Origin of the sequence: Brevibacillus sp. NSP2.1, assembly GCF_000470975.2 — a bacterium.
Lineage (GTDB): Bacteria > Bacillota > Bacilli > Brevibacillales > Brevibacillaceae > Brevibacillus > Brevibacillus agri.
In genome coordinates, this window is sequence record NZ_CP048274.1 from 299,301 (window position 1) to 313,799 (window position 14,499).

14 protein-coding genes and 1 riboswitch are annotated in these 14,499 nt (G+C 54.4%); of the genes, 7 read left to right on the plus strand and 7 right to left on the minus strand.

Annotated features, from left to right (window positions below):
• Positions 1 to 19: 19 nt before the first annotated feature.
• Positions 20 to 853, minus strand: coding sequence for a MetQ/NlpA family ABC transporter substrate-binding protein (locus M655_RS01545; protein WP_005830145.1), 834 nt, complete (start codon positions 851 to 853; stop codon positions 20 to 22).
• 122 nt (positions 854 to 975) lie between these two features.
• A riboswitch (SAM riboswitch) is annotated at positions 976 to 1,078 on the minus strand.
• A 219-nt stretch (positions 1,079 to 1,297) separates the two neighbouring features.
• On the opposite strand from M655_RS01545, the gene M655_RS01550 reads away from it, so the two are divergent.
• The 7 genes from M655_RS01550 (at position 1,298) to M655_RS01580 (ending at position 8,501) form a co-directional block, all read left to right on the plus strand.
• On the plus strand, positions 1,298 to 1,648 hold the full coding sequence (locus tag M655_RS01550) for a hypothetical protein (protein WP_025848092.1): 351 nt from the start codon (positions 1,298 to 1,300) through the stop codon (positions 1,646 to 1,648).
• Positions 1,649 to 1,969: 321 nt separating this feature from the next.
• Positions 1,970 to 3,043, plus strand: a complete 1,074-nt coding sequence (locus tag M655_RS01555) for an ABC transporter substrate-binding protein (protein WP_007778336.1) — start codon at positions 1,970 to 1,972, stop codon at positions 3,041 to 3,043.
• A 78-nt stretch (positions 3,044 to 3,121) separates the two neighbouring features.
• The gene (locus M655_RS01560; RefSeq protein WP_005830139.1) at positions 3,122 to 4,054 is read left to right on the plus strand and encodes a nucleoside hydrolase; all 933 of its coding nucleotides are present in this window, start codon (positions 3,122 to 3,124) and stop codon (positions 4,052 to 4,054) included.
• Between the two features lie 26 nt (positions 4,055 to 4,080).
• A complete protein-coding gene (locus tag M655_RS01565) occupies positions 4,081 to 4,902 on the plus strand; it encodes an ABC transporter permease (RefSeq protein ID WP_005830136.1) in 822 nt (273 codons plus the stop codon).
• 5 nt (positions 4,903 to 4,907) lie between these two features.
• A complete protein-coding gene (locus tag M655_RS01570; RefSeq protein ID WP_005830134.1) occupies positions 4,908 to 5,696 on the plus strand; it encodes an ABC transporter permease in 789 nt (262 codons plus the stop codon).
• 16 nt (positions 5,697 to 5,712) lie between these two features.
• Complete coding sequence (locus M655_RS01575) at positions 5,713 to 6,774, plus strand: ABC transporter ATP-binding protein (protein ID WP_007778343.1); 1,062 nt, start codon at positions 5,713 to 5,715, stop codon at positions 6,772 to 6,774.
• Between the two features lie 17 nt (positions 6,775 to 6,791).
• Positions 6,792 to 8,501, plus strand: a complete 1,710-nt coding sequence (locus M655_RS01580; RefSeq protein WP_026557634.1) for an adenine deaminase — start codon at positions 6,792 to 6,794, stop codon at positions 8,499 to 8,501.
• An 81-nt stretch (positions 8,502 to 8,582) separates the two neighbouring features.
• Here M655_RS01580 and M655_RS01585 read toward each other — a convergent pair whose 3' ends face one another.
• From M655_RS01585 to M655_RS01610, 6 genes are all read right to left on the minus strand, one after another.
• Entirely contained in the window at positions 8,583 to 9,968 is a 1,386-nt protein-coding gene (locus M655_RS01585) for an MmgE/PrpD family protein (RefSeq protein ID WP_005830128.1), read from the minus strand.
• A 24-nt stretch (positions 9,969 to 9,992) separates the two neighbouring features.
• Positions 9,993 to 10,745 carry an amino acid ABC transporter ATP-binding protein gene (locus tag M655_RS01590; RefSeq protein WP_005830126.1) on the minus strand — a complete coding sequence of 251 codons (753 nt, stop codon included), beginning with the start codon at positions 10,743 to 10,745 and terminating at the stop codon, positions 9,993 to 9,995.
• A 12-nt stretch (positions 10,746 to 10,757) separates the two neighbouring features.
• Positions 10,758 to 11,429: an amino acid ABC transporter permease gene (locus M655_RS01595; protein ID WP_026557632.1), complete on the minus strand. Its 672-nt coding sequence runs from the start codon at positions 11,427 to 11,429 to the stop codon at positions 10,758 to 10,760.
• A 14-nt stretch (positions 11,430 to 11,443) separates the two neighbouring features.
• Positions 11,444 to 12,247: an amino acid ABC transporter substrate-binding protein gene (locus tag M655_RS01600; protein ID WP_007778352.1), complete on the minus strand. Its 804-nt coding sequence runs from the start codon at positions 12,245 to 12,247 to the stop codon at positions 11,444 to 11,446.
• Between the two features lie 52 nt (positions 12,248 to 12,299).
• Entirely contained in the window at positions 12,300 to 12,800 is a 501-nt protein-coding gene (locus M655_RS01605) for a GNAT family N-acetyltransferase (RefSeq protein WP_005830121.1), read from the minus strand.
• 84 nt (positions 12,801 to 12,884) lie between these two features.
• Positions 12,885 to 14,240 (minus strand): LLM class flavin-dependent oxidoreductase, encoded by a 1,356-nt coding sequence (locus tag M655_RS01610; protein WP_026557631.1) that lies wholly within the window; start codon positions 14,238 to 14,240, stop codon positions 12,885 to 12,887.
• Positions 14,241 to 14,499: the final 259 nt, after the last annotated feature.

Genomic DNA, 14,499 nt, shown 5'->3' on the forward strand with positions numbered 1-14,499 from the left:
GGTTGTTCCCGGCATGTTTTTACCAGGACGGCAGCACGGCTCCTTCAAAGTGTTCGTCGATAAACTTCTTCACTTCTTCCGAGCGGTAGATGTCCACGAGCTTTTTGTAGGTCGGGTTGTCTTTGTCTGCTTCTCTGACGGCGATGATGTTGACGTAAGGCGAATCAGACGTTTCCGAGAAGATCGCGTCTTTTTTCGGCGAATAGCCTGCTTCCATGGCGAAGTTGGTGTTGATCGAAGCGACTTCCACGTTGCCGAGCGAGCGAGCCAAAAACGCTGCCTCCAGCTCCTTGAATTGCAGTTTTTTCGGATTTTCCACGATGTCCAGCGGAGTCGCGTTGTCTTTCACGCCGTCTTTGAGCTTGATAAGTCCGGCAGCCTGGTAGAGCAACAGAGCGCGGGCGCGGTTCGTCGGGTCGTTTTGGATGCCGACCACGCCGCCTTCCGGGATGTCCTCTACTTTTTTATGCTTGGTGGAGTAGAGCCCCATCGGGAAGGTTACGCCTTTGCCGATCTCGACGATTTTGGTTTTGTGGTCCTGATTGAACTTGGCCAGGAACGGGATGGTCTGGAAGCTGTTCATATCGAGATTGCCTTTATCGAGAGCCTGGTTCGGTTGCACATAGTCGTTGAACACGACCAGCTCCACGTCGATTCCTTGGCCTTTGGCGACTTCTTTTACTTTGTTGAAAATTTCTTCGTGAGGGCCGCCTGTCACGCCGACCTTGATTTTGGTTTGCTGTTCAGCAGCAGCTCCACCGTTTGCGGGAGCCGCTTCCTGTTTGCCGCCGCACGCCGTAACGAGAGAAGCAGCTAGCAGAAGCGAAGTGAGAAATAAGCCTGTCTTTTTCATGAAAATTCCCCTTTTCTTTGGTGTTTGTATATCTTGAAAATAGTAACCGGGAAAACAAAAAGCCTCTTCCGCTAAGAAGAGGCTTGTAACTGCGCATGCAACATTCACAGTGGTCAATGCCTCTCTTATCTGTCGGAATTGATTTCCGCTGGATTTGGCACCATATCGGTGGGATAGGTTGCCGAGGTGTCATAGGGCCAGTCCCTCGACCTCTCTTTATAAGAGAAGTGGCTTATGAAATTCGGTCAAAGCAAATTGCCTACAATTCATATTAGGTTAGTTGGATTATAGCTTGCCGATTTCGACCTGTCAATTGTTTTTCCGAACGAATTTTTGACTGAAAAATGTAAAAATGATCTAAATACGAATGTTTGCTTGCTCTAGCCAGAAATCATATGTATAATGGGAGCAACGAATCCGATAACAGTTCTCGCGGGTGATGTCATGAGTTTAACAGACACGAATGAAACGAGAAAAAAGCTGTCTGCCATTTATAATGAGATAGCGAAAGAGTTGTTCGGATTTGGAACGACTTTGCTGAGAGTGACCATTGAGAATCAGTTGATTACCTTCCACGCCAAGCATCGCCGTTCACCGCGCTCTGCCGCGCTTGAAGGCGAAGCCCCGGCCCTGAAGCTCGAAGTCGATTTTCGCATGTCTCTTCTTTATAAGAGGAAACTGAAAGAACGGCTGGAAGAAGAGATGGGTCTGAAGCTGGAAGCTGTGCTAAGAGACTATGACGCGCCTACGCAGTGGGCGATTACGAATGTGATTGTGAGCGGCTCGGAAAATTAAATACTTGCCCCATTCGTTCGGATTTTCCCTTTTGATTTATCTCAAGGGAAGACCGTGAAAATGGTGTGAAACGGGTGTCGCTTCTCTTTGTTTACGAAGAAAAGTGCTCTTGTTTAGAATGTATCGTTCTATTCAAGGGTGCTTTTCTTTTTTCTTTTTCAGCTTCTCAACGCTTTGCAAAGGGTGTGGTTGATGAATAAAATCACCGAACGAGGGAAACAGTAGGGGGTTTCACGACACGCAGTATAAAAACGAGAAAACACTTCATTCTATGAGATGGAATCATTCGTCATTTATAAGCCGAACGGGAGGAACATTACGATGAAAAAAATGCTGACAGGAATACTTTCTGCTTCCATGCTGTCTCTGGTGCTTGCAGGCTGCGGCAGCAGCGACAAACCGCAGGAGGGAGCAGCAGGCGAAGCTGCCAAAGGCGAGCCGCAAAAGCTGGTAATCTCTACATGGGGCTTTTCTGAAGACTTTTTCCGCAAAGAAATCTACGAACCATTTGAAAAAGAGCACAACGTGAAAATCGTGCTCGAAATCGGAAACAACGCCGAGCGTCTGAACAAAATCCGCCAAGGCAGTTCCGACGTCGATCTGATCTATCTCTCCGACTACTATGCGCAGCAAGGAATCGACAGCGGCGTATTTGAAAAAATCGACCGCAGTCGCATTCCGAACCTGAACCAGATTTACGATATCGCCAAAGCGCCGCTGGGCGAGGACTACGGTCCAGCCTACACGATCGGACAATTCGGGATTGCCTACAATCCGAAGCTGGTCACAACCGAGATCAAAGATTGGAAAGACCTGTGGAGCCCTGAGTTGGCAGGCAAGCTGACACTGCCGAACATCACGTCCACCACAGGCCCGATGATTCTCGACAGCGCTTCGATGGTAGCAGGTAGCGCAGAGTTTAACGAAGACCAGGCGTTTGCAAAAATGAAAGAAGCGAATAAAGGCGTTGTGAAGTATTACGACAAAACTTCCGAGTACGTGAACATGTTCAGCCAGGAAGAAATCGCAGTGGGTCCGATCATGGAAATGTACTTCAAAGACATCCAGGCAGCCGTGCCAGAAGCGGTATTCGTCGCTCCGGCAAGCGGTGGCTACGCCGTAATGAACACCGTCAACATCGTCAAAGGCAGCAAAAACAAGCAACTGGCCGAGGACTTCATCAACTATCAGTTGAGCAAGGAAGTTCAGGAGAAAACAGCGAAAGCAAAAGTAGACTCTCCTGTAAACACGTCTGTGGAGCTGACAGCCGATGAAGCAAAAGGCGTGACTTACGGCGAAGAGACAGTGAACAAGCTGCGCAAGCTGGACATGAAGTTCGTCAACGAGCATTCCAAGGCGTGGATTGATCGCTGGAATCGCGAAATTACCCAATAACAAGCGCTTGAAACAGGACAAGGGTATAGACGTCAGGCGGATATACCCTTGTTTGTTTCAACTGAAGGAGGACCACTCGTGGAGCAAAAAATCATTCTTGATGTCGATACCGGAATTGATGACGCGCTGGGAATTATTTTGGCTATCAAGAGCGGTCAATGTGAATTGATCGGAATCACTACCGTAAACGGCAACGTATCCCTTGGCAAAGCGACAGAAAATACGTGCAAAATTCTCGATTTCCTGCAAGTGGGAGCAACGATTCCTGTCGTACGCGGAGCCTCCCAGCCGCTTTTTCGTCCGTTGTTTTTCGAGCATCGCATTCATGGCGAGGACGGGCTTGGCGGGGCACTGCGGGATGCGGAGGTGCTGACGCAGCCGCGGGAAGGCTTTGCGCCTGATTTCATTTGCGAGCAAGTGCTGGCTCGTCCCGGGCAAGTCACGCTTGTCATGACAGGGCCGCTGACGAATCTGGCCTTGGCTGTCAGAAGGTGCCCCGAGCTGGTCAAGCAGGTGAAGGAAGTCATTTTTATGGGCGGGGTAGTGACCGAGCACGGAAATGTGACCCCGGTGGCGGAGTACAACATGTACGTCGATCCGGAAGCAGCCAAGGTAGTGTTTCACGCCGGATTTCCGCAATTGACATTGGTCGGGCTGGATGTCACACGACGAGTCCTGCTTACCGAAGAACATATCAAGGAACTGGGCGATACGCCCATCGGCCGCTACGTGAAGCAAAGCACGTCCGATTACCTGGACCGCTACTTTGAACGCAACGGCGTGCGCGCCTGCGCCATGCACGATCCGCTGGCTGTTGCGGTCGCGCTGGACCGTTCGCTGGTGACGACGAAGAAGCTGTATGTCGATATCGAAACGAAAAGCGAGCTTTGTGACGGGCAAACGGTTTGCGACTTTCAGAACCGCCTGAAAAAAGAACCCAACATGAACGTCTGTCTGGACGTAGATGCAGATGCGTTCTTTGCGCGTTTTCTCGGCGCATTGAAAGCCTGACGATACCGTGAACAGGAGTTAATTGAATGAGAAAAAAGGGTCTTTATTTATTGCTGCTGCCTGGTGTGCTGTTTTTGACGCTGTTCATGGTCATTCCGATCGTGCTGACGATTGCGTCCACGTTTTTCCATGAAGGAAGCTTTACCCTGCAAGGCTACATGCAGTTTTTGACGGACAAGTATTTCATGAAAATTTTGCTGACGACGCTGCAGGTCAGTCTCGTCACGACCATTGCCTGCATCCTGCTCGGCTTTCCGGCTGCGTACTACATTTCCAAGTTAGGCCCGCGCAAAAAGGGGATTTTGCTGGCATTGGCGATTTTCCCGCTGCTGACCAGCTCTGTCGTGCGCTCGTTTTCCTGGATGATTATTCTCGGCAAAAAAGGCTTGCTGAACAGCTCGCTGTTGTCGATCGGACTGATTGAAAAACCGCTGGAAATCTTGTACACCCCGACTGCGATGATGATCGGTCTGATCCATCTGTTCCTGCCGCTCATCATCATTACGCTGGTGGGCGTGATGGAAAACATCGACCCGGATTTAATCAAAGCGGCCGAAAGCCTTGGCGCGTCCAAATTTACGGCGTTCCGCCAGGTGATTGTACCGCTTAGTGTGCCAGGGCTTATCATCGGCAGCATTCTCGTGTTTGTCGGCAGCCTGACCGCCTACACTACACCTGCGCTGCTGGGCGGGAAGCAACGCGTCATCTCGACGTTTCTCTACCAGAACGCGATTACGCTAAACGACTGGTACATGGCTTCGGTCATTGCCACGATCATGATCGTCATTACGTTTGTCGTCATTTCCTTCATGAACAAGCTGGCGACGAAACTAAATCCGAAGGGGTAGAAGCTATGCAGGAAAAAAATCGCGGGTTGGCCCTGTTTACCCTTCTCGTCTTTGCTTTTTTGCTCGGGCCGCTCATTATCATATCCTTTACATCGTTTGAGCCTGGGAGCGTCCTGAAATTCCCGCCGGAAGGCTTCTCCCTGCGCTGGTATGAAAACATCTTTAACGTAGAAATGTTCATGACGACGTTCCAGACGTCGATGCTCGTATCGTTACTGGGCAATCTGCTGGCGCTTTTGCTCGGGATTCCGGCGGCGTATGCGCTCAGCCGCTTCCAGTTTCGCGGCAAAGGGCTGTTGAACGGCATTTTCATCTCGCCTGTCCTGATTCCGGGAATTGTCATGGGCTTTGCCATGCTGAAATACGTCATTGTCGTCTATCATTTGCCGATTTACGCCGGGCTGCTCGTCGGCCATACGGTGCTGATGCTTCCTTTTATCATTCGCGTCATCGCGTCCAGCCTGTCCAACTTCGATTTCGCCATTGAAGAGGCGGCGCTCAGTCTCGGCGCTGGCCGGCTGGAGACGTTTTTCAAGGTCGTTTTGCCTAACATTCGCTCCGGAATTATTGCGGCGATTCTGATTGCTTTTCTGGAGTCTTTCAACAACGTCGATATCTCTGTGTTCATGACCGGACCGGGAGTAAGCACGCTGCCGATCCAGATGCTGACTTACGTGGAAAACAACTTCGACCCGACGATCGCTGCCATTTCTGTCGTGCTCATGATGATTACGGCTGTTCTCATGTTCATCATCGAACGATTGATGGGGCTTTCCTACTTTACAAAACGATAACGGAGGCATCAAACATATGGCATTGCTCACGCTGGAAAACGTATCGGTTGCCTATGACAATCAGTACATTTTGCAAAACTTCAATCTGAATATCGAGAAGGGCCAGCTCATCTCCCTGCTGGGGCCGAGCGGCTGCGGCAAAACGACGACGCTGCGCCTGATCGCGGGGTTTCTGGAAGCAAAGGACGGCCGCTTCCTGTTTGACGGCAAGGACTATACGCGGGTGCCGGTCAACAAGCGCAACTTCGGGTTTGTGTTTCAGAGCTACGCCTTGTTTCCGCACTTGTCCGTCTTCGACAACGTGGCGTTCGGCCTGCGTCTGCGCAAGGTGAATGAAGCAGAGGTCAAGCAGCGCGTCCTGCAAATTTTGGAGGTTGTCAGTCTTGGCGGTTTTGAAAAACGGTTCCCCAAGGAGCTGTCCGGCGGGCAAAGACAGCGCGTGGCGATTGCCCGTGCCCTGGTGATTCAGCCTGATCTGCTGTTGTTCGACGAACCGCTAAGCAACCTCGATGCGAACCTGCGGATCAACATGCGCGTGGAAATTCGCCGCATCCAGCAGGAGCTGGGCATTACGACAGTGTACGTGTCGCATGACCAGGAGGAGTGCTTCTCCATCTCCGACCAGGTGGCGATCATGAACAAAGGAATTATCGAGCAACTGGACGACCCGGCGACGATTTTCAAATATCCGAAGACCGAGTTTATCGCGCGGTTTATCGGCTTTACCAACTTCATCGACTTCGCCGAGCGCACGGAAGCGAACGGAGAGATCGGACTGCGCGTGGGCAGCCATCAGTTCGTAGCAGCCAAGCACCCTGGAACAGCAAGTCCTACCGGCAAAAAATGCGCGATGCGTCCGGACGATCTGCTGGTGACGACCGAAGAGGCCGATCAGCCAGGCATGAACCGTTTGCACGGCAGCGTCAAAGTCAGCACGTTTTTGGGCCGCAGCTATCAGTACGTCGTGGAAACAGAGCTGGGCGACTTTACCGTCAACCAGGAAATGGAGACCCCTTATCGGAGCGGCCAAAAGGTCAACCTGCTGTTCCCGAAAGACAAAGTGGTGCTCGTGGACTAAAGACAGGAGGGCTTTTTGTGAAAGTTGATTTATTGATTCAAAACGTACAAGTGTTCAACAGCTATTTCAAACAGTTCCGGGAAGGAAACGTCGCGGTTCTGGACGGGCGCTTTCTCTACATCGGCGAGCGGAATGCCGAGACGTTTGAAGCGAGCGAGATCATCGACGGCCAAGGCCGCTACATGATCCCCGGCCTGGTCGACATCCATCTGCATATCGAAAGCACGATGGTAACCCCGGAGACGTTTTCTTACGGATTGATTCAAAACGGAGTGACGACGATCGTGCCGGAGCCGCACGAGATGGCGAACGTGTTCGGAATCGAAGGGGTCAAGGAAATGATCCGCGCCAGCCAGGACTGCGTAGTAGACATGAAGTACGCGATTCCAAGCTCTGTTCCGGCGACCTCGATGGAGACGACTGGAGGGTCCGTGGAAATTGCCGACATGGACGAGTTGTTGGCCTCCGGCGACATCGTCTGCATGGGCGAGATCATGAACTACGTGGATATCATCCGCGACGAGAACTGCAAAACGAACCGGATTTTGGAGCACATTCGCAAAACGTATCCGAAGCTGGTCGTCGAGGGGCACGTGCCGAAGCTGCTTGACCTGGATTTGCATCGCGTCATTTACGCGGGCGTGGACTCCGACCATACGCACCAGACGGCGGAAGGTATGGAAGCGAGAATCGCGGCGGGCATGTTTTTGGAGATTCAGGAAAAGTCAATGACAGAAGAAGTCATGGACTACTTGATCCGCGAAGATGTTTCCGAGCATTTTTGCTTTGTGACGGACGATGTGATGACCGACTCGCTGTACAAGCGCGGCCATCTGAACCATATCGTGAAAAAGGCGATCGGCATGGGCATGCCGCCGGAGCGCGCTATTTACGCCAGTACGTTTACACCAGCAAGACGCATGAACATGACGGATCGCGGGGCGATTGCTCCGGGCAAGATTGCCGATTTTGTACTCGTGTCGGATTTGCGCGAGCTTGTGATTGAGCAAGTGTACAAAAACGGGAAAAAAGCGTTCGACGCCCGCGAACAATACCGTCAGGTCGCGCGGACGAAGCAGTTCCCGGCGCATTTTTACGAGAGCATCAAGCTGTCGCCGCTCACAGAGAGCGACTTCCAGGTCACTACAGATGCGCCGGACAACCGCTATCCATGCCGTGTCATGCTCGTCCAGAATGGCTCGACGTTTACCGAGGATCACCGCGGGATCGTCGAGGTGCGGGAAGGAAAGGTGTGCTGGGAAGAAAGCCCGTACGGCCTGACCGCGGTCTTTGAGCGCTACGGCAAAAACGGCAACCGCGGCTACGGGCTAATCAGCGGCGACACGATCAAGCGCGGAGCGGTAGCGACCAGCTATTCGCACGATAACCACAACTTGCTCGTCGTCGGCCACAATCCGCACGACATGATGGTGGCAGCCAACGAGGTCATCCGCAACCAGGGCGGTTTTTGCGTAGTCGAGGACGGCAAAGTAATCGCCAACCTGCTCTTGCCTGTCGGCGGTATTTTGACAGAGGAACCGTTGGAGAAGACGGCGAAGGAAGTCGAGAAGCTGCGCCGGGCCATGGAATCGCTCGGGTACGAGCACTACAACCCGATCATGTCGATCAGCACGCATTCGCTGCCAGTCAGCCCTGCGCTGAAGCTGACCGACTTGGGCCTGATTGATGTGAATGCAGGAAAAGTCGTGCCGCTGCTTTTGATGTAGGACGACATAGCAAACCCCGGGAACAGCAGATGTGCTCCCGGGGTTATTTGCATATTTGCATGTGCATCGGCAATGCATTGTTCATGCCAGCAGCGTCAAGAGGTGTGCCGTATCGGCCTCTGACGCGAGCGAGGCAGTCGTGCTCGCCAACCGCTCGGCAAGCGTGGGATCGGCTGTCAGCACGTCAGCGAGCTTTTGCTGCACTTCTGCTGCGGTCAGCGCATTGCCCGGAGCGCCGCGCGGACGATCGACGCGCTCGCGATACACCTGTCCGGCTTTTGTCGTGATCTCGACGATGGTAAAACGCCCTTTGGGCACCGCTTCCGGCGCGGGCGCGATCTGGCTGTCGTAGGCCCGCTGTACACGCGGCAAAAAGGCGAGAATGTCCGGGGCAATCGGCGCTGCCGTGAAGCTTTCCAAAGACAGCGAGCGTCTGTGCAAAGCGAGGCTCGCCACATACTCGACGCTGAAGCGCCCTTGCTCGCCCGTGCGCGGCTCTCTCTCGACGAGCGCAGCGTCCCCCTCGGGAGGAAAAATGATGCGAACCGCCTCCAGCTCAGCAGGCGCAAAGGCGTGGCGCGCCGCCAGGCGAACAGCCGCGTCCGCAGCGTGATGGGCAGCGGAGCAAAACGGATAAATTTTGAACCAGAGTCCCGGCGTGACGATTCGCCAGGAGGCGCCCCAGTCTTGCAGCAGCACGGAGTTTGCCAGCTCGGGATCTCCGTAGACGGCAAAAAAGCCGTGTTTCCCGTCCAGCGCCTGCGAGCTGCCTCCGAAGTCTGCTTCCGCCAGTCTGACTGCAAGCAAGGCAGACTGGGCGGCGAGCCCTGCGTGCAGCGGCTTTGTTTCCGTGCCGAATTGCGCGCGCAGGCCGCTCGCCTGGGTGGCGGCAAAGCCGATCGCTTTTTGTAACTGTTCGGCAGAAAAGCCTTTGGCGTAGCCTGCCGCAACTGCGGCTGCGATCACCCCGAGCGTAGACGTATTGTGCCAGCCTTTGATGTAATGGGCGTCCCCAATCGCGCGCCCGAGACGGGCCATGACTTCGACGCCGATGACATAGGCGGCGAGAAACCGCTGGCCGCTGACGGAAGACACGGCGGCAACGGAGATGAGCGCAGGCAAAATCACTGTGCTGGGATGGCCGCGCACATCGGAATGCACGTCGTCAAAATCGAGCGCGTGCCCGATGTAGCCGTTCAACAGGGCAGCCGAAAGAAAACTGGCCTTGCGCTGTTGCCCGATGACAGGAACTTCGGCGCGGCCGCCTTCTGCTTCGGTAATGCTCCACAGCTTCGCCAGGCCCGCATCCTCGCGCGCGGCAAAGCTGGCAGCCAGGTAGTCCAGAATTCCCAGCCGCGCTGCTGCCATGGCGGCAGCGTCGTTTTCCGGGCGAGAAGAAACGACGAGATCAGCCAGCTTCTCTGTCAGCCGTCTGTCTCGTCCTGTGCTCGCATGTACATGTGTCACGGTAGGGCCACTCCCTTTCCCCGCCTACGAGATGAAGGAGGCCGGGGCGTTTATTTGCAGCAAAAACCGCTGCGTGCGCTGGTTTTGCGGGCGGTCAAACAGTTCTTCGGGGGTTCCTTGCTCGACGATTTTGCCATCCGCCATGAAAATGATGCGATCCGCTACATGGCGGGCAAAAGCCATCTCGTGCGTGACGATCAGCATGGTCGTGCGCTTTTCCGCAATCGCCTTGATGACTTGCAAAACCTCTGCCACCAGCTCGGGATCGAGCGCGGAGGTCGGCTCATCGAGCAAAATCGCATGCGGGTCGACAGCGAGCGCGCGGGCGATGGCAACGCGCTGCTGCTGGCCCCCTGACAAGGTGATCGGGTAGCTGTCGGCCTTGTGCGCCAGACCGACCTGCTCCAGAAGCGCCCTGCCGATTTTGTCCGCTTCGCTCTGCTTCATCTTTTTCGTGATGATGAGCGATTCCGTGACGTTTTGCAGCGCGGTCCGGTTTTTGAACAGGTTGTAGTTTTGAAAAACCATCGCGGTCTGCTGGCGCAGGTGGTGCGCTTCCTTGCGCGAGTATTTCTGGGCGTCCAGTGTGGCCTGCCCGATTTCGATTCGTCCGGCGTCCGGGCTTTCCAGCAGGTTGAGGCAGCGCAAAAGCGTTGATTTTCCTGAGCCGGAAGGGCCGATGATGGCGACGACCTCGCCCTGCGCCACTTCGATGTCGATGCCGTCCAGCACGACCAGATCGTTAAACTGCTTGCGCAGATTCGTTACTTTAATCATGGCAATCCCTCGCTAGTTTTTATATGGCCTGCTCAGTCGTTTTTCCAGCCATTCCTGCAGGAGACTGTAGACGATCGTCAACGCCCAGTACACAATCGCGACGGCGAGGTAGATTTCGAAAAACTTCAGCGACGCAGACGCCATCATTTTTCCTTGGGCGAACAGCTCGGCGACCCCGAGCGTAAAGGCGAGAGACGTCTCCTTCACCAGCCCGATAAACGTATTGCCCGAGGCGGGGATGGCATTGCGTGTCGCTTGCGGGAGGATGATGCGACGGTACGCCTGGGCCTTGGTCATGCCGACAGCCAGACACGCCTCAAGCTGGCCGTTGTCGACAGAGTCCAGGGCGGCACGGAAAATCTCCGCCAAATAAGCCGAATTTTTGATGCTCAAGCCAATAATCGCTGCCGTCAAGGCGTTCATCGCGCTAAACGACGGGAAAAGCTGCGGCAAGCCGTAGTAGATCAGAAAAAGCTGAACGAGCGTAGGCGTGGCGCGAAAAAAGGAAATGTACACGTTGGCGAGCTGATAGAGCACGGGTACCCGGTTTTTCGTGATGAGAGCGAGCACAAGCCCAATGGCAATGGCGAAAATCATCGCGACGACCGCCATTACCAACGTGAGCGGCAAATATTTGAGCAAGGTAGGGAAAACCTCTAGCATGTATTGCCCGTCAAAATTCATCGTGCACGCACCGCCTATTTCTGGATTGGCGCCGTAACATCAGCCTTGAAATATTTTTCTGAGAGCTGCTTCAGGGTGCCGTTATCGCGCAGCTCTGTGAGCACTTTGTCAAACTCTGTGCGCAGTTGGTCGTGTTTCTCGTCTTTCGGGAACGGGAAGGCTACTTCCTCATAGGTGATCGGATCTCCGGCCAGCTTCAGCGGCAGCCCGGTTTTTTCGATTTGCGCCAGGAGCACGCTGCGTCCGTTGATGTAGGCGTCGATCCGGCCGTAGGCGACGTCGTTGAGCGTGCCTTCTTGCGTCTCGTAGGTGCGGATGTTGATTTCGTTGTTCGGGTCCTGTTTTTGCAAGTTTTTCGTATGGTTCGAGCCGAGCACCGCTCCGACGGTTTTTCCTTTCAGATCGGCGACGGAATGGATGTCGTTGTTGTCGTTTTTGACGATGATTTGCGTTCCGGCGTAAGCGTAGGTTTGGGAAAAGTTGAACTTCTGCTTGCGCTCATCCGTCACGGCTACCTGGTTGGCGACCGTATCAATCCGGCCTGTTTCAAGCTGGCCCATCACGCCGCTGAACTCGGCGAGGTGCCATTCGATTTTGTAGCCGAGCTTCGCTGCGATTGTCTCTGCAACTTCGACGTCGAAGCCTTGCAGCTTTTCCCCTTCCTTGTAAGCGAACGGGTAGCTTTGGCCTGTTGCGCCTACGCGTAAAACTTTTTCCTCCTGGGCGCCTGATGCAGCCTGCTCGCCGCCACTGCCGCAGGCAGCGAGCAGGAGGGAGAGGCCGAGTGTAATCGCGAGGATGCCTTTATGTTTTTTCATGTGAATCTCTCCTAGTTGGTTGATTTTTTGGGGGAGTGCTGCGCCCGTTGAGCTATGGCAGTGGCGTGTACAGCTCTTTGCGGAAAAAGATCGTCGTGTGGCCGCGGCCGAGATCGGCTTCTCCGGCACGCACATAGCCTCTGCGCTCGTACATGGCGGATAGCCACGGATGCTTGTCGGCCGTGCCGAGCGATACGGCAGGAGCCTTCAATGTATCCCGGACAATGCTTTCCTCCACCCATGTCAAGAGAGTGGAGCCGACGCCTTTTTTGCCGATGGCCGGATCGACGGCGAACCACCATATATGGGGAAGGCCAAACGGTCCGGGCTGAGGTCCCCAAGGCATGCGCAGCGAGACGGTTGCCTGAATCCGCCCAGCTTCCTCCAGGACGTAGCAGGCGTTGTTGTGGATATTTTTCTGGACGAGTGCCAGGTCGGCTGTGGCTGCGGCAAAGTGAATGCCCAACTCGCGGATGGGAGCGTAGGCTCGCAGCGTCAGGTCCAGCAGCTCTGCTGCATCGTCAGCGGTTGCCAGACGGAAAGTTGTTGTCATGTTGTCTCCCTCGCACTTCTCGCGGCAAACGGGTCCAGGCGATACGTTTGTCGGCATCGGCTGGCCGTTTGCGGCGTTTATGTTTTAGCTGGATACGTGTGTCCCGTTGGCTTGCCGGTTCGTATAACGATTGGCAGGGCGCTTTAAGCCGAGATGCTCGCGCAGCGTATTGCCTTCGTATTCGGTGCGGAACAGCCCGCGCTGCTGAAGGAGCGGCACGACCTCATCGACGAACACGTCCAGACCCTCTGGCAAAAGAGGCGGCATCAGATTGAAGCCGTCGCAGCCGCCTTGCTGCACCCATTCCTCCATCTCGTCCGCAAGCTGCTCTGGCGTCCCGACAAAGATGTGGTGGCCGCGCGATCCGGCGATGTACTGATAAAGCTGGCGGATCGTCAGCTTTTCCCGGCGCGCCAGGTTCAGCACCAGCTCGAAGCGGCTTTTTACGCTGTTCGTCTCCGGGATGTCGATGTCTGGCAGCGGACCGTCGAGCGGATACGGCGTCAGATCGAAGCCGCCGAGATAGCTGGAAAGAATTTTCAACCCGACAGAGGGCAAAATCAGCTCTTGAAGCTGCTGGAATTTGGCCTGTGCGGCTTCTTCCGTATCGCCGAGAACCGGGAAGATTCCCGGCATGATGCTCACCTCGTCAGGAGAGCGGCCGTAGGAGACGACTTTTGCCTTCACGCTTTGGTAAAAGGCTTGGGCGTCCGGCAAGTTGTTTTGCGCCGTGAAAATGACTTCCGCTGTGCGGGCGGCCAGGTGCTGACCGGGCTCGGAAGACCCTGCCTGAATGATGACGGGATGCCCCTGGGGCGGTCTGGCTACGTTCAACGGTCCGCGAACGGAAAAGAACTCGCCGCGGTGCTGCAGCTCATGCAACTTGGCCGGATCGAAAAAAACGCCGGATTCCTGCTTGCGAATGAGGGCGTCGTCTTCCCAGGAATCCCACAGTCCTTTTACGACCTCGACAAATTCTTCTGCGCGCTGATAGCGCAGGCTGTGCTCGGGATGCTTTTCTCCGCTAAAGTTCAAGGCCGTCGATTCGATCGAGGAGGTGACGACATTCCACGCTGCACGGCCGTTGCTGATGTGATCGAGCGAAGCGAACTGGCGGGCGATATGAAAAGGCTCGCTGTACGTCGTAGATGCTGTGGCGGCCAGGCCGATTTTCGAAGTGACGGCAGACAGCGCCGACAACAGCGTAAACGGTTCAAAGCGTGCCAGCACATTCGGATGGGAGTCGGGACTGATCGACAGGCTGTCCGCGAGAAACAGCATATCCAGCTTGCCGCGTTCGGCTGTTTGCGCCAGTTGCTGAAAATAGGCGAGGTTCATGCTGCCGTCGGTTTGCGCATGAGGGTGACGCCAAGATGCGACGTGATGACCAGTGCCGGCGAGAAAAACGCCGATTTTCAGATGTTTGGGGGCCTGTGCCATGTCCTTCTACGCTCCTTTGGTTGTGGGTAGGAATCAAAGTGCACAATTCCAATTTAAATAGTCGGTTTTTATAGTTTTAAAATATACGCCTGTTCGCGCACCATTGTCAATGTATATAAAAAATTTTAACAGTGAGTTTTCTTTCGCGATGTCTGCAATTTTCTTATGCTAGACTTTCATTTTGTGCTAAAGTGCATAGAGAAGCTTTTTGCAGTGCTTTTCAACACGTTTCTACTATATTAATGGTGTAGATATTTCT